Source organism: Corynebacterium sp. ACRPE (genome assembly GCF_022347435.1).
GTDB lineage: Bacteria > Actinomycetota > Actinomycetes > Mycobacteriales > Mycobacteriaceae > Corynebacterium > Corynebacterium tuberculostearicum_D.
Genome location: NZ_JAKRNA010000021.1, coordinates 22,104 through 36,968, shown reverse-complemented (window position 1 = coordinate 36,968; position 14,865 = coordinate 22,104). Strand labels below are relative to the sequence as shown.

19 protein-coding genes and 1 pseudogene are annotated in these 14,865 nt (G+C 58.5%); 14 read left to right on the top strand and 6 right to left on the bottom strand.

What is annotated here, in order from left to right; genetic code table 11:
- From MHY13_RS09735 to MHY13_RS09690, 10 genes and pseudogenes are all read left to right on the top strand, one after another.
- Nucleotides 1-87 (top strand): IS3 family transposase (locus tag MHY13_RS09735; RefSeq protein ID WP_239282412.1); only part of this gene is annotated, 87 nt, incomplete at its 5' end.
- Nucleotides 88-125: 38 nt separating this feature from the next.
- A pseudogene (locus MHY13_RS09730) lies at nucleotides 126-329 on the top strand (hypothetical protein); the annotation flags it as partial.
- A gap of 14 nt (nucleotides 330-343) precedes the next feature.
- The gene (locus MHY13_RS09725) at nucleotides 344-1,771 is read left to right on the top strand and encodes an ABC transporter ATP-binding protein (RefSeq protein WP_239282974.1); all 1,428 of its coding nucleotides are present in this window, start codon (nucleotides 344-346) and stop codon (nucleotides 1,769-1,771) included.
- Nucleotides 1,764-2,534, top strand: coding sequence for an energy-coupling factor transporter transmembrane protein EcfT (locus MHY13_RS09720; RefSeq protein ID WP_239282973.1), 771 nt, complete (start codon nucleotides 1,764-1,766; stop codon nucleotides 2,532-2,534). Before MHY13_RS09725 ends, MHY13_RS09720 begins: the two co-directional genes overlap by 8 nt.
- A gap of 26 nt (nucleotides 2,535-2,560) precedes the next feature.
- Nucleotides 2,561-3,112 carry a hypothetical protein gene (locus MHY13_RS09715; RefSeq protein ID WP_239282972.1) on the top strand — a complete coding sequence of 184 codons (552 nt, stop codon included), beginning with the start codon at nucleotides 2,561-2,563 and terminating at the stop codon, nucleotides 3,110-3,112.
- A 232-nt stretch (nucleotides 3,113-3,344) separates the two neighbouring features.
- The gene (gene rpsL, locus MHY13_RS09710) at nucleotides 3,345-3,716 is read left to right on the top strand and encodes a 30S ribosomal protein S12 (protein WP_204610266.1); all 372 of its coding nucleotides are present in this window, start codon (nucleotides 3,345-3,347) and stop codon (nucleotides 3,714-3,716) included.
- A 6-nt stretch (nucleotides 3,717-3,722) separates the two neighbouring features.
- Entirely contained in the window at nucleotides 3,723-4,190 is a 468-nt protein-coding gene (gene rpsG, locus MHY13_RS09705) for a 30S ribosomal protein S7 (RefSeq protein WP_204610265.1), read from the top strand.
- A gap of 323 nt (nucleotides 4,191-4,513) precedes the next feature.
- A complete protein-coding gene (fusA, locus tag MHY13_RS09700) occupies nucleotides 4,514-6,643 on the top strand; it encodes an elongation factor G (protein WP_239235169.1) in 2,130 nt (709 codons plus the stop codon).
- 392 nt (nucleotides 6,644-7,035) lie between these two features.
- Entirely contained in the window at nucleotides 7,036-8,226 is a 1,191-nt protein-coding gene (gene tuf / locus MHY13_RS09695; RefSeq protein WP_239194609.1) for an elongation factor Tu, read from the top strand.
- Nucleotides 8,227-8,399: 173 nt separating this feature from the next.
- Nucleotides 8,400-9,098, top strand: coding sequence for a hypothetical protein (locus MHY13_RS09690; protein ID WP_239282971.1), 699 nt, complete (start codon nucleotides 8,400-8,402; stop codon nucleotides 9,096-9,098).
- On the opposite strand, the gene amaP is transcribed toward MHY13_RS09690, so the two are convergent.
- The 6 genes from amaP to MHY13_RS09660 are packed head-to-tail and all read right to left on the bottom strand — an operon-like array spanning nucleotide 9,087 to nucleotide 12,208.
- On the bottom strand, nucleotides 9,087-9,662 hold the full coding sequence (gene amaP / locus MHY13_RS09685) for an alkaline shock response membrane anchor protein AmaP (RefSeq protein ID WP_239282970.1): 576 nt from the start codon (nucleotides 9,660-9,662) through the stop codon (nucleotides 9,087-9,089). The genes MHY13_RS09690 and amaP overlap by 12 nt on opposite strands.
- Entirely contained in the window at nucleotides 9,655-10,221 is a 567-nt protein-coding gene (locus MHY13_RS09680; RefSeq protein WP_005327992.1) for a DUF6286 domain-containing protein, read from the bottom strand. Before MHY13_RS09680 ends, amaP begins: the two co-directional genes overlap by 8 nt.
- The gene (locus MHY13_RS09675; protein WP_239282969.1) at nucleotides 10,214-11,179 is read right to left on the bottom strand and encodes an Asp23/Gls24 family envelope stress response protein; all 966 of its coding nucleotides are present in this window, start codon (nucleotides 11,177-11,179) and stop codon (nucleotides 10,214-10,216) included. Before MHY13_RS09675 ends, MHY13_RS09680 begins: the two co-directional genes overlap by 8 nt.
- Entirely contained in the window at nucleotides 11,179-11,373 is a 195-nt protein-coding gene (locus MHY13_RS09670; RefSeq protein ID WP_023020546.1) for a DUF2273 domain-containing protein, read from the bottom strand. Before MHY13_RS09670 ends, MHY13_RS09675 begins: the two co-directional genes overlap by 1 nt.
- A 2-nt stretch (nucleotides 11,374-11,375) precedes the next feature.
- Nucleotides 11,376-11,723, bottom strand: a complete 348-nt coding sequence (locus MHY13_RS09665; protein WP_049378862.1) for a hypothetical protein — start codon at nucleotides 11,721-11,723, stop codon at nucleotides 11,376-11,378.
- Nucleotides 11,724-11,728: 5 nt separating this feature from the next.
- Nucleotides 11,729-12,208 (bottom strand): Asp23/Gls24 family envelope stress response protein, encoded by a 480-nt coding sequence (locus tag MHY13_RS09660; RefSeq protein WP_239282968.1) that lies wholly within the window; start codon nucleotides 12,206-12,208, stop codon nucleotides 11,729-11,731.
- 719 nt (nucleotides 12,209-12,927) lie between these two features.
- On the opposite strand from MHY13_RS09660, the gene rpsJ reads away from it, so the two are divergent.
- Genes rpsJ through rplW form a run of 4 tightly spaced genes read left to right on the top strand, consistent with a single transcriptional unit; the run spans nucleotide 12,928 to nucleotide 14,865 of the window.
- Nucleotides 12,928-13,233, top strand: coding sequence for a 30S ribosomal protein S10 (gene rpsJ / locus MHY13_RS09655; protein WP_003848085.1), 306 nt, complete (start codon nucleotides 12,928-12,930; stop codon nucleotides 13,231-13,233).
- Nucleotides 13,234-13,256: 23 nt separating this feature from the next.
- Nucleotides 13,257-13,913: a 50S ribosomal protein L3 gene (gene rplC, locus MHY13_RS09650; protein WP_204610256.1), complete on the top strand. Its 657-nt coding sequence runs from the start codon at nucleotides 13,257-13,259 to the stop codon at nucleotides 13,911-13,913.
- Nucleotides 13,910-14,563 (top strand): 50S ribosomal protein L4, encoded by a 654-nt coding sequence (gene rplD / locus MHY13_RS09645; RefSeq protein ID WP_005322847.1) that lies wholly within the window; start codon nucleotides 13,910-13,912, stop codon nucleotides 14,561-14,563. Before rplC ends, rplD begins: the two co-directional genes overlap by 4 nt.
- Nucleotides 14,563-14,865 carry a 50S ribosomal protein L23 gene (rplW, locus tag MHY13_RS09640; protein ID WP_023020550.1) on the top strand — a complete coding sequence of 101 codons (303 nt, stop codon included), beginning with the start codon at nucleotides 14,563-14,565 and terminating at the stop codon, nucleotides 14,863-14,865. The genes rplD and rplW overlap by 1 nt, the downstream gene beginning before the upstream one ends.

Genomic DNA, 14,865 nt, shown 5'->3' with positions numbered 1-14,865 from the left:
TACAACACCGAACGCATCCAACAACGACTCAAGGGCCTGACCCCGATGCAATATCGGAATCAGGCCCTTGAACCCCTCACCGCCTAGAATTAAACCAGTCCAACTTTTGGGGGCCAGTTCACATGGCGGCTGGCTGGGGTGCTTTTATTCTCGAGCTATTCCTTTCTGGTAACTTGGCTCGCTCCTTCGAGTTCCAAATGATCTATTTGGTTACGCTGACTATCTCCGGTGCTATCTTGGCCGGTGCTTTGGGCTACTTTGTGGTGAAGGCGCTGGCGAAGGCAGGCGCTTTGGATCGTTTCGCCGCAGGCCGTGAACAGCGCGCTTAGGGCGTGTTGGCACTGTGACTGACTTTTCCACTCTGGCGGGAAGGCCCACAAAAATTACCGCCCGCGGTTTTGGCTGGACGCATGCCGGGCGCACCCAGCCAGCGTTAGCTGATATTGACCTGGTTATTGAGCCGGGCGAGCGGGTATTGCTTTGCGGCGACTCTGGTTCCGGCAAGTCCACATTCCTAGCTGCTATAGCCGGGGTGCTGGGCTCTGATGAAGAGGGAATCCGCGTCGGAGAGATCCTCTTGGAAGATTCCACTGGCGCGGTAGAAGAGCCGGGGCATTCCATTCCCGTAGGGCTGGTGTTGCAAGACCCAGATTCGCAGGTTATCTCAGCTCGGGTGGGAGACGATATTGCATTCGGCTGCGAGAACCTAGCGTATCCGAGGAAAGAGATTTGGCGCCGTGTTGCCGCGGCCAAGGACCTGGTCGGCCCGTTCGTGGATATGGATTTCCCCACCGAGCGCCTGTCTGGTGGGCAAAAGCAACGCCTTGCTTTAGCAGGTGTAATCGCTATGGGGGCTGGCGTGGTGCTGCTTGATGAACCAACTGCCAATCTTGACCCTGCCGGCGCACGCGATGTGGTTCGCGCCGTTTCTGCACTGGTAGAAGAGACTGGGGCTACCCTCGTCGTGGTAGAGCACCAACATTCGGCCTGGGAGGGATTGCTTGACCGCGCTGTGGAGCTTGCGCAGGGGCGCATCGTGGCCGATGGTCCCTTTGAGCAGGTGGCAATGCGCCGCCGTGTCGAAGGGCTCCCGCAGGCCCGTGAATTGAGCGATGGTGTAGCTAGGGAAGGCGACGCTGCTCTCTGGAGTAAGGATTTGGTTACTCGCTTCGGCCCACCGCGCACGATTTCTCTGCCGGCGGGCGCTTCAACTGTGATTACAGGTCCCAATGGTGCAGGAAAATCGACCTGGCTGATGACTATGGCGGGCTTGCTGCCGGCCATATCCGGCGAGATCGGAGTGGCAGACTTTGTGCGCCGTGGGGTCAAGGGCCCACCGATTCGGTGGAAGTCTCGCGAGCTAGCAGACCGCATTGGATTCGTATTCCAAAACCCGGAGCACCAGTTCGTTTCTCGCACCGTAGCGGAAGAGCTGCGCGTGGCACCAAAAGTCATGCGAGTACAACCGCCAGAAGAGCGCATAGCCCAATTGGTGGATTCCCTGCGTTTGGAGCACCTTTTGGAGGCTAATCCCTTCACGCTTTCTGGAGGCGAGAAGCGCCGCCTTTCAGTAGCTACTGCGTTGGTAACCTCACCTGAGGTAGTACTCCTTGATGAGCCTACTTTTGGGCAGGATCCGCAGACCTTTGTGGAGCTGGTCCGCTTGCTACGCGAGCTGGCCGATGGTGGTACCACCGTCGCCTCCATTACTCACGATCCTTTGTTTATCCAGGCTTTAGGGGATCATCATGTGGAGGTGGAGGGTGCCTAACCTTTTGCGCGGGGCCAATCCGCTGACGCGAGTGTTTTTGATGTTTATCTGGGTCACTCCCATTTTGGCATCCATTGACTGGGTTTCGGCAGCGGTATCGCTAGTGCTTACACTCATCTTCGCCCCGCTATGCGGGGTATCGTGGGTGCGAGTCTTTAAGGCCGGATGGTTCCTTTTCTTAGTTGCCCCGATTTCCGGCATTTCCATGCTGCTTTACGGTGAACCCAGCGGTACCGAATACTTCCAGTGGTGGCTTATTCATGTCACTGAAAATTCCCTCACCCTGGCAGTTGCTATTACACTGCGCGTCTTCGCCGTAGCGTTGCCCATGGTGGTGCTTGCCCGCGATATTGATCCGACCGATTTGGGCGATGCCCTCTCGCAGATCCTGAAGCTACCCTCGCGGTTTGTTATTGGTGCGGTGGCCGGTGTGCGAATGATGACGCTCTTCCAGTCTGACTGGCAGTCGTTGGGTATGGCGCGCAGGGCGAGGGGACTGACGGACGTCGGCAAGCTGAAGCATCTGCTTACTATGTCCTTCGGGCTACTGGTCATCGCGCTGCGCCGCGGTGGCAAGTTGGCCACGGCTATGGAGGCGCGCGGATTTGGTCGTACTCCACCTGGAGGAGGGGCACGGACATGGGCGCGCGCGTCCCGCCTGCGGGCCCGCGATGGGTGGATTATGGCCCTAGGTACTGTCCTCGCTTTTGTACCGGTGGTAGTTTCGGTACTCACTGGGGCCTGGAAATTCTTCGGCCTATAAACCGCGAAAGCAGTGATTTAGCGACCATGGACTTTGATAGCCAACTAGAGCGCCTTTTAGAGGACGTCGTCAAGCTGACGGCAGCCAGAAAGCGTGCCTTCAAGCCAGTGACCGTGCTTATCGACGGCCCTTCGGGCGCCGGAAAAACCTGGACTTCCGCCGCGCTGGCTGAGCGCACCAATTGGCGCGTGGTACACCTCGATGAGTTCTATCCCGGCTGGCACGGTTTGGACAAGGGCTCTGACATGGTGGCAGAGCAGGTGTTGCGCACCATGAACCCCGGCTATTGGCGCTGGGATTGGGAGGCAGACGCCCCTGGAGACTGGGCTAGCCTGGACGTGCGCGATGACCTCATTGTGGAAGGCGTGGGCTCGGTAACCCCGGCCAATATTGCAGCAGCGAAGGAGCGGGGAACGGTAATTAGCGTGCTTATCGATGGCCCCCGCGACCTACGTCGCGAACGCGCCATCGCCCGCGAGCCTGACTACGAGCAGTGGTTTGAAACCTGGGAAACACAGGAAAAGGACTACTTTGCCACCAAGGTTGCTGAGGCGGATTTAGTATGGGAATGGTCCTAGCAGGAGGAAGGCGCCCATCGCGTTTTGTATCAAGCGCGAACGGTTTGCTACTCTAAACGACAGTTCACTATGCGTGCCATCTTGGCGCGCGGTGAAGAGTCTGATCCTTAACAAGGCATCGACCTTGGAAAGAGTTCTGGACATGCGGCAGCGCCCCGGGAAAGAGCGCCCATTTTTGCATGTTTGGTTCCTTTCTTTTGGTTTCGGTGCGATTCGACAGAAAGACTGTTAAATGCCAACTATTCAGCAGCTGGTCCGCAAGGGCCGCCACAGCAAGCGTTCTGAGGTGTCTACTGCTGCGCTGAAGGGTTCCCCGCAGCGTCGCGGTGTATGCACCCGCGTGTACACGACCACTCCTAAGAAGCCGAACTCAGCACTGCGTAAGGTTGCTCGTGTTCGCCTGACCACCGGCATTGAGGTTTCCGCCTACATTCCGGGTGAGGGCCACAACCTGCAGGAGCACTCCATGGTCCTCGTTCGCGGCGGCCGTGTGAAGGACCTTCCTGGTGTTCGTTACAAGATCGTCCGCGGCGCTCTGGATACCCAGGGTGTCAAGGACCGTAAGCAGGCACGTTCCCGTTACGGCGCAAAGAAGGGACAGTAATAAACAATGCGTAAGAATGCTGCTCCGAAGCGTCCTGTAGTCAAGGACCCGGTATACAACTCCGAGCAGGTAACCATGCTCGTCAACAAGATCCTCCAGGACGGCAAGAAGTCCACCGCAGAGCGCATCGTCTACGGCGCTCTCGAGGCTTGCCGCGAGAAGACCGGTACCGATCCGGTTGGCACCCTGGAGAAGGCACTGGGCAACATCCGCCCAGACCTCGAGGTTCGCTCCCGCCGTGTCGGTGGCGCTACCTACCAGGTGCCGGTTGAGGTTCGCCCTGACCGTGCTACCACCCTGGCACTGCGCTGGATGGTGACCTTCACCCGCCAGCGTCGCGAGAACTCCATGATTGAGCGTCTCGCAAACGAGATCCTGGATGCCTCCAACGGCCTCGGCGCTTCCGTTAAGCGTCGTGAGGATACTCACAAGATGGCAGAGGCTAACCGCGCCTTCGCCCACTACCGCTGGTAATTTCAGCACCCACATCAATGGCCCAAGCAACGAGAAACAAGTTTCGCGCTGGCTGTCGGCAGTTTTCCCGCCGCGGCAACACAAAACTCCATATCTCTTGCTTGGGCCATTTTTTGCCCTAATGGGTGTGATCTCTGGGCGGTATCCCTGCCCAGTCCAGCGGCATCGTGGAGTGTCCAGTACACTGAAGCGATGGAAGTCTAGGGGCAGGCTGCTCCGAGGACGGCCAAATAGTGGCAAAAATATACATGACCTTATCCATGCAGGCGTCATAGCCAGAAACCTGGTCACGGCGTCGACGACTATTAAGTTGGGGTATAAACGTGGCACAAGAAGTGCTTAAGGACCTGAACAAGGTCCGCAACATCGGCATCATGGCCCACATCGATGCTGGTAAGACGACCACCACCGAGCGTATTCTCTTCTATACCGGTATCAACCGTAAGGTGGGCGAGACCCACGACGGTGCTTCCACCACTGACTGGATGGCACAGGAGAAGGAACGCGGCATCACCATTACCTCCGCTGCCGTGACCTGCTTCTGGAACAACAACCAGATCAACATCATTGACACCCCGGGTCACGTTGACTTCACCGTTGAGGTTGAGCGTTCCCTGCGTGTCCTTGATGGCGCCGTCGCAGTCTTCGACGGTAAGGAAGGTGTGGAGCCGCAGTCCGAGCAGGTGTGGCGTCAGGCTGCTAAGTACGACGTTCCGCGTATCTGCTTCGTCAACAAGATGGACAAGCTGGGCGCAGACTTCTACTACACCGTCTCCACCATTGAGGACCGCCTGGGCGCTAAGCCGCTGGTAATGCAGCTGCCTATTGGTGCTGAAGATGACTTCGACGGCATCGTTGATCTGCTGAACATGCAGGCATTGACCTGGCGCGGCAAGGTCGAGACCGGTGCAGAGCCTGTTGTTGAAGATATCCCTGAGGACCTCAAGGACAAGGCGGCTGAGTACCGCGAGAAGTTGGTCGAGACTGTTGCTGAGTCCGACGAAGAGCTCATGGAGAAGTACTTCGGCGGCGAGGAGCTGACCATTGACGAGCTCAAGGCCGGCATCCGTAAGCTGACCATCAACTCCGAGATTTACCCGGTTTACTGCGGTACCGCTTACCGCAACAAGGGCGTGCAGCCGCTGCTGGACGCTGTTGTTGATTTCCTGCCTAACCCGCTGGACGTTGGCGAGGTTATCGGCCACGAGGTCGGCAACGAGGACAACCAGCTCACCCGTAAGCCTTCCGTGGAGTCTTCCTTCTCCGCACTGTCCTTCAAGATTGCAGCTCACCCGTTCTTCGGCCAGCTGAACTTCATCCGCGTCTACTCCGGCCAGGTCACCCCGGGTACCGAGGTTATGAACTCCACCAAGGGCAAGAAGGAGCGCATCGGTAAGCTCTTCCAGATGCACGCCAACAAGGAGAACCCTGTTGAGCAGGCAGACGCCGGCAACATCTACGCAGTTGTTGGTTTGAAGGAGACCACCACCGGTGACACCCTGTGTGATAAGGATGACCAGATCATCCTCGAGTCCATGGACTTCCCGGATCCGGTTATCAAGGTTTCCATTGAGCCAAAGACCAAGGCTGACCAGGAGAAGCTGGGTAACGCCATTCAGAAGCTTGCTGCTGAGGACCCAACCTTCACCGTTGAACTGGATGAAGAGACCGGCCAGACCGTTATCGGCGGCATGGGTGAGCTCCACCTCGATGTCCTGGTTGACCGCATGAAGCGCGAGTTCAAGGTCGAAGCAAACATCGGTAACCCGCAGGTTGCATACCGTGAGACCATCCGCAAGAAGGTTGAGTCCATGGAATACACCCACAAGAAGCAGACCGGTGGTTCCGGCCAGTTCGCAAAGGTTATCTGCACCATCGAGCCGTACAACCCGGACCCAGAGACCCTGGAAGAGGGCGAGTCCGCAACCTACGCATTCGAGAATGCCGTTACCGGTGGCCGCGTTCCGAAGGAATACATTCCTTCCGTCGACGCTGGTATCCAGGACGCTATGCAGTACGGCTACCTGGCAGGCTTCCCGATGGTCAACATCAAGGCCACCCTGGAAGACGGCCAGTACCACGACGTCGACTCCTCCGAGATGGCCTTCAAGCTGGCCGGCTCCCAGGTATTCAAGGAAGCTATGGCCAAGGCTAAGCCGGTTCTGCTGGAGCCAATGATGGCCGTTGAGGTCGTTACCCCTGAGGAGTACATGGGTACCGTTAACGGTGACATCTCCTCCCGCCGTGGCCAGGTCTTCGCTATGGAAGACCGCTCCGGTGCGAAGGTCGTTAAGGCTAAGGTGCCGCTGTCCGAGATGTTCGGTTACATCGGTGACCTGCGTTCCTCCACCGCAGGCCGCGCAAACTTCACCATGGTCTTCGATTCCTACGCAGAGGTTCCTTCCTCCGTGGCACAGGAGATCATCGAGGAGCGCACCGGCGGCGCTAACTAAGCGCTAGCCCCGTCTCTTCCGCGGTTTAGTCGGGCTGGTAGTCTTCGCCAGTAGATGCCAGACCCGCCGCGGGGCGGGACAACTGGGCCAGGGTAGCGGCGGGCTGAGTTTGCAGCTTAGGCTCCTAAGTTGTGAATTGAGCCGGCCGTTACCCTCCCAGGATCCTTTTAGAAAGATTCTTGTCGAGGGAAATGGCCGCGATTTTTCGCGGGGTTACCTCCTATAATGGCGGTTTGAAAAAACCGCGACATAAATCTAGGATCGTGTAACTGGCACGTAAAGAAAGCGTCATTAGCGCTTTGCCCCACTGACTGTGGGTCGGGTGCCAATGACAACTGTCAACCACGTGGCTGCGAAGGTCGTAGCCACCATATAGTCCAGGAGGACATACAGTGGCAAAGGAGAAGTTCGAGCGTACGAAGCCGCATGTGAACATCGGCACCATCGGACACGTCGACCACGGCAAGACCACCACCACCGCAGCGATCACCAAGGTTCTGGCTGACCAGTACCCTGAGGAGAACGAGGCATTCGCGTTCGACATGATCGACAAGGCTCCTGAGGAGAAGGAGCGCGGTATTACCATCAACATCTCCCACGTTGAGTACTCCACCCCGAAGCGCCACTACGCACACGTTGACGCTCCGGGCCACGCCGACTACATCAAGAACATGATTACCGGCGCTGCTCAGATGGACGGCGCTATCCTGGTTGTTGCTGCAACCGATGGCCCGATGCCGCAGACTCGTGAGCACGTTCTGCTTGCTCGCCAGGTTGGCGTTCCTTACATCCTCGTTGCACTGAACAAGTGCGACATGGTTGATGATGAGGAAATCATCGAGCTCGTTGAGATGGAGATCCGTGAGCTGCTCGCAGAGCAGGACTACGATGAGGAAGCTCCTATCACCCACATTTCCGCTTTGAAGGCTCTTGAGGGCGATGAGAAGTGGGTACAGTCCGTTGTTGACCTGATGGAAGCTTGCGACAACTCCATCCCAGATCCGCAGCGCGCTACCGACCAGCCGTTCCTGATGCCTATCGAGGACATCTTCACCATTACCGGCCGCGGTACCGTTGTTACCGGCCGTGTTGAGCGTGGCCGTCTGAACGTCAACGAGGACGTTGAGATCATCGGTATCCAGGAGAAGTCCCAGAACACCACCGTTACCGGTATCGAGATGTTCCGCAAGATGATGGACTACACCGAGGCTGGCGACAACTGTGGTCTGCTTCTGCGTGGTACCAAGCGTGAGGACGTTGAGCGTGGCCAGGTTGTTATCAAGCCGGGCGCTTACACCCCGCACACCAAGTTCGAGGGTTCCGTCTACGTCCTGAAGAAGGACGAGGGCGGCCGCCACACCCCGTTCATGAACAACTACCGTCCGCAGTTCTACTTCCGTACCACTGACGTTACCGGTGTTGTTAACCTGCCAGAGGGCACCGAGATGGTTATGCCTGGCGACAACGTTGAGATGTCCGTTGAGCTCATCCAGCCGGTCGCTATGGACGAGGGCCTGCGCTTCGCTATCCGCGAGGGCTCCCGCACCGTCGGCGCTGGCCGCGTTACCAAGGTTATCGAGTAATCGATACCCCGTAACCGCTCAGTAGAGCTCTAAAGAGTCCGCTCCACCTTCGGGTGGCGCGGATTTTTTGATCTATATTTCACGCTCGCCCCATATGGTGTTGCTGCCGTCCGTACGATTCTTCTGGGCTGCGATGGGCCCGGTATGCTTGGGCCGGTATAGTCTGTAGGGATATGGATGATCCCACCCGCATCGACCCCACCCTCGAGTCCCTCCGCCGCGCCTGGGAGGGCCAACCCGATCTGAGCCTTCCCACCTTCTTTGCCATGCTGGCTAATCGAGGAATCGGTTGGGGTGCGAGCGATGCGGAGCTGGTAGCAGAATTGGAGCGCCAAGCGGGCGTCCACCCGCCCCTGCTACCTTTAGAAGGCGGCCGCGTTGCGGCCGGGGAGTGGCTCGTGCTTGCCGACGCCCCTGCTTACCGCATTACCGCCACTCCCACCCACATCATTGTGCGGCGGTCCGATACCCAGCCCGTGGTGTGGGCTTACAATTCTATTCGCCCTACAGGCCCCGGCCGTCCCTTCACCATTCGTGATACGGAGGGGTTTGAACACCGCTTCGGAGTAGTCTCCATCCTCATGCGGCTTAACACCGAGCGCCCAAATCTTGAAGGCCTCAAGAGGCAAGAGCTCGGTGATTATGTTTTTGTTCTGCGTTTCTGCGAGACTATCGGGGTTCTCGACCACGGCCTGCACCTATTTGCTAAGCAAAACCGCCGCGTAACTCGCCAGGACTACTCTTGGCAGCGCATAGAAAAATGCCGCCCCGGCGAGGAATTGGAAATGATTCTCGGGGGCGGCGAGTCGGCCCGTCTTGGGACCGTTCAGGAAATCTTGGTGGCGGAGACTCCTAACCCGTTATTCGGATAGGTCCTTCATCGGACCTACCTTGCTGAACTGCAGCTTGTAGATGGTGTCCAAATCGGCGTCCGGAAACGCTGCGCGGAAATCGCGTTCATTGGTTTCAACGGCGCCAGTAAGGCGCTCCACCTGGGTGTCCGGATTTGCCGTCACCGTGTACTGCAGCGTGGGCCGCGCGCGGTCATAGGCCACGAGGCGCTCTACATGGTCTACTCCCTTGACTCCATCCAAATCTTGGGCCACGGCGCCGGCGATAGCGTTCATCGACGTCGTGATAGAGCCCTTGTCATTGGAAGAAGCGGACTCCACGTTATTGAAGCGGCGGTGGCGCAGATTGGCCACCACAATCCACAGCCCCAGAATAAGTAGCAGTGCGGAGCCGCCGGCTAGCGCCCACACCCACCAATCATTGTCCGCCAGGCTCTTCCACGTATCGTGGTCCACCCACAGGGCTAAGTACTTGGCAAATTCCACATTGAAGTGGATCAAGATAGGCCACACACCCAAAGCGATGAGGATGATTCCCAGCAGGCCCAGCAGAATGCGGTCAAAGGTAGCAAGTTTTCTAGACATTGTTATCCAACTCCGGAATCTTCTCTACAGCCACGGTGACCTGCGGTGGATTCTTGAGGTGAGCCAGGCAGCGCGTTACCGCCGTCTCCACCCGGCCCTGCAGCTCCGCATCGTCCGTATCGCCGTTGACGGTGACCTTGGCAGTCTTGCTATCCGCGGAGGTCTGCGCCGAGGCCACGCCCGGAACACGGCGAGCAGTGGCCGAAGAGAGGCGAGCGATATCCACCGGCCGCATCCACATGGACGCGGTATCGGAGGCAAGTTGCATGTGCGTGGTGCGGCGCGTCTTCACTGCCGCGAAGAGGAAAATCAGGCCTACGACAATGGAGGCAACGCCGGCCCAGATCATCCAGGTCTGCAGCTCTTCAGTAGCAATGAGATTAAGTACCGGCTGTACCCACGACTGCGCGTCGGAACCGGATCCCACCAGCCACGTCTCGCGCACGCCGACGACGCCCGCGGCGAGCAGCAAGAGCCCTAGAATCACGGCCCAAGTACGCGCCGCTGGAGACGCCTTCGGCTGCTGCCCAAAGTGTTCAGGCATGTGCTGATCAGCCATTATTGCCTCCTTGTGGGCGGTACGGGTTAATGGAAATGGCGCGCAGGGGCTCGGGTCGTGGCGCATCGACGTGCAACGGCCGAGGATTTGCCGGCGTGACCTCAATGCGCTTGAGCGGTTGTGGCCGCGGGGCCTTTACCGTGCGCGCAGGAGCAGACTTGGGGGCCTCGACGCGGCGCGGAGTCCATTCGTGGCGAATTTCAATCTCGCGCAGCGGCTGCGGACGAGGAGTTGCTACCTGAACCTTCCGTGCCAGTGGACGAACCTGCCCACTAGGGATCAACCTGGCTGGGCGAGGCGTAGCCACGCTGTGCACACGGACCGGCTTGGGTTCCCTGATTGGCCGCACCGTGTGGTCGCTCGGGGACGAAATCTCACGCAGCTGGTGGTCTGGGAGGTCAATGGAAATGTTGCGTACCTCGGTCTCGCGCGGGGTGTCCACGGACTGCACTGCGACGCCATTAGCCGGCGCAGCGATGGTGCGCACCGGTGCCTCCTGCGGTGTGGCAATGCTGCGTACATTCACCGACTTTGCAGTGACCGGCTGCCATACCGGCGAGGGCGTGATGCGTGGCGCGACGGCAGCAGCGACCTGGCGCTGCTCCACCTCTGCGGAAGTTACTCGATTGCCCGGAACGGAACCGCCGACGGTGACATTGACGCGAGTTGTGGAATAACCGGTGTGTGCCGCGATGGCCTCCGAGATGGCGGCACGAGTATGTTCCGCCACCGTGGTGACCGGCGAAGGCCACACTACGCCAATGGTGGCGTTGACGGCCGCTACCTCGCGCTCCGAGTCCATTTGGACCGAGACCCGTGGAAAACCGCGGCCGCCGATGCCCGCTAGCTTGGCCTCTATAGCCTTGGTGCCGGGCACGCTAGCAATCGCGGCGGTAACGATGCGTTCCATGGTCCGCAGCGAGATACGCGTGTGGCCCTGAGTGGAACTATCTGTCATTAACCTTGGCCTTTCTCCTTACCAATGAGGCCATTCCACACAGAAGTGAGATCGATACGGCCATCAAAGTGTGCTCCCACAATGCCGCCGATTGCGGCAAGGAGTACGGCGAGCAAAGTAGGACCCCAGCCTAGGTGCAAGAAGAAGGCAAGAATAAGGCCGGAAATGATGCCCAAAGTGGTGTAATTCTTCATATCTATTCCTTCGATGGAGCAGCGGATAAGCCATCTACGGCGTCAGAAAACTCAACGTCAATGCGCTGCAGTTCGGGACAAGCCCCACGGGCGGCGGACCGAATATCTTCTGCCAAGGCATACAGGTCCGGCGCGGCGCTGATATCAACGCGAATGTTGATCTGCAGGTGGCGATCATCGCGCGGGTCGGGCCGCCGCATGCCGACGATGCGTTCGCCCGGTAGGTACAAACTCACCGAACCGAACGAACCACCGTCGAGCGCGGCGACGCCGCGTACCTTCTGGACTGCCTCTGCAATAGCGCGGGCGTGGCTTACCTCGAGCTCAAAACGTGCTCGGGGCTCAGGCATTAGGCTTAAGCCTGACCCTGGTTCAAAGCAGCCTGGTCTTCCGCCTCGGACTCATCCTTCGGCAGCTTTACGTCGTGAACAACAACGTTGACGCGCTCGACGCTCAGGCCGGTCATGCGCTCAACAGCATTCATGATGTTGCGGCGGATGGCCTCGGCAAGCTCGTGGATAGCTACGCCGTACTCAGCGGTGATGGCAATCTCGATGCGAGCGGTGCCGTCTTCAACCTCAACGTCGACGCCCTGGCGGACGTCCTCAGAAGCACCGAAGGACTCGCGGATATTCCCGATCATGCGGGCTCCGCCGCCACCCAGGGAATCCACGCCGGAGACCTCGCGGGCAGCGATACCGGCAATCTTGGACACCACGACATCATCGATGGTGGTGGTGCCGTACTGGGTCTCCAGGTTGTTATTGACCTCGCGCTCCTCGGAAGCAGGAACCTGGTTGTCGGTGTTTTGTGCAGGAGTCTTGTTCTCAGACATGGGCGAGTGTGCCTTTCTTTGTAGGGTGATGCATGAACGCGATATTTAGATATCTAGGCAGGACAAATTGTCCGAGGCCATTGCCTCCGAGCTTAGATACTTCTCAAGCGAGTGTGGGGTGTGAGCCAACAAAATTTTCCAAAACGTGATTTTTGGCACGGTTTAATGCGCGGCTTGAAAAACCGCAGCCCAACATGCTTAAATACAAAGGTTGCTTTAACAGGGCAGCGAGAACCGAGATTCGGTGATGGCGGCGGACGTCGCCAAGCGTGAGTCTCGGGGAGACGCTGAGCTGGTAAAGCGAACATGACACCTTCGTTGTCGCCATGGTTCAGGGAAACCTGAAGCATTGACTGGAAGGTCATCCAATCGGGCTAGGTCCGCGTTAGAGCAGTGACACCCCGAGAAGATGGACCGGAGAAGGGGCATGGCAAATAAACAGCGGCAGTAGACGAATTGGACACTCTCCACGTGTAATGCGTGAAAACCGTCCTCTTCACAATACTTTGACTACGGGTCTTGTACCCCGTCGAGAGCACTGCGTTCTGGCCCTTGCCATGTACCGCAACTCTTGGTCGTCATGACAGTCAGACCACTGGCGTTGTGTCAGGCCCCAAGCCCGGACAACGTTATAGAGAAATCGAGAAGCAATTTCCCACCGCTTCACGCCCCGGAAACGCCGGGAATGTGAAAGTGGGGAAGCGAGGAAGAGGATAAGCGTGGCGGGACAAAAAATCCGCATTCGGCTGAAGGCCTATGACCACGAGGCTATCGACGCTTCTGCAAAGAAGATCGTCGAGACCGTTACCCGTACCGGTGCTCGTGTAGTTGGCCCAGTGCCGCTCCCAACCGAGAAGAACGTATACGCAGTTATTCGTTCTCCGCACAAGTACAAGGACTCTCGCGAGCACTTCGAGATGCGCACTCACAAGCGCCTGATCGACATTCTCGACCCAACCCCGAAGACCGTTGATGCTCTTATGCGCATCGATCTTCCGGCAAGCGTCGACGTGAACATCCAGTAAGCGACTTTGGTGGAGAACAAATAATGAGTGAAAACGAGATCAAGGGCATTCTGGGCAAGAAGCTCGGCATGACCCAGGTCTTCGACGAGGACAACCGCGTTGTGCCGGTTACCGTCGTCGAGGCAGGGCCATGCGTTGTCACCCAGATTCGCACCCCCGAAACCGATGGCTACAGCGCCATCCAGATCGCCTTTGGCGAAATCGACCCACGCAAGGCAAACAAGCCGGTTGGTGGTCACTTCAAGAAGGCTGGCGTAACCCCGCGCCGTCACGTTGCGGAAATCCGCATGGACGACACCTCTGCCTACGAGGTTGGCCAAGAGGTCAAGGTTGACATCTTCGAGGGCATCTCCTTCGTTGACGTCACCGGTAAGACCAAGGGCCACGGTTACGCTGGTGGCATGAAGCGCCACGGCTTTGCAGGCCAGGGCGCAGCTCACGGTAACCAGGCCGCTCACCGCCGCGTTGGCGGCATCGGCGGCGCTGCTACCCCGGGCCGCGTCTTCAAGGGCAAGCGCATGGCTGGCCGTATGGGCCACGACCGCGTGACCACCCAGAACCTGAAGATTCAGAAAATCGATGCCGAGTCCAACCTGCTGCTCATCAAGGGTGCTATCCCCGGTGCGCGCGGCGGCCTCGTCACCGTTAAGACCGCAGTGAAGGGCGGTGCACACGCATGAGCAACCTCAAGCTAGACGTCCACACTTCCGAGGGTAAGACCAACGGCTCTGTAGACCTGCCAGCTGAAATCTTTGACACCGAGGCATCCATTGCTTTGATGCACCAGGTTGTTAACGCTCAGCTTGCTGCTGCACGCCAGGGCACCCACGCAACCAAGACCCGCGGCGACGTCCGCGGTGGTGGTCGCAAGCCTTTCCGTCAGAAGGGCACCGGCCGTGCACGCCAGGGCTCTATCCGCGCACCGCACTACACCGGTGGCGGCACCGTCCATGGCCCACAGCCCCGCGACTACGCACAGCGCACCCCTAAGAAGATGATCAAGGCTGCTCTCTTCGGTGCACTGTCTGACCGTGCTCGCAACGAGCGCATCCACGTCATCGAAGAGCTCGTACCGGGCCAGAAGCCGTCCACCAAGTCGGCCAAGGCCTTCCTCGAGTCCCTGACCGAGCGCAAGAACGTGCTGCTGGTCATCGGCCGCGAGGACATCAATGCTCGTCGTAGCGCTAATAACCTGCCTAACGTCCAGATCCTGGACGCTGGCCAGCTCAACACCTACGACGTTCTCTACTCCGATGACGTTGTGTTCTCCGTTGAGGCGCTACACACCTTCATCAACCGCGCAACCGGCGCGGATAAGGAGGAGAACTAATGGCTAAGATTTCTAACCCGCGCGATATCATCATCGCCCCGGTTGTATCCGAGAAGTCCTACGGTCTGATGGAGCAGAACGTATACACGTTCTACGTCTCCACGGACTCCAACAAGTCCCAGATTAAAGATGCCGTAGAGCAGATCTTTGACGTTAAGGTCGACTCCGTGAACACCGTGAACCGTGCAGGTAAGCGTAAGCGCACCCGCACCGGTTACGGCCAGCGTAAGTCCACCAAGCGTGCATACGTGACGCTCCGTGAAGGCAGCGACTCCATCGACGTCTTCGGCGGCGGCGCTTAA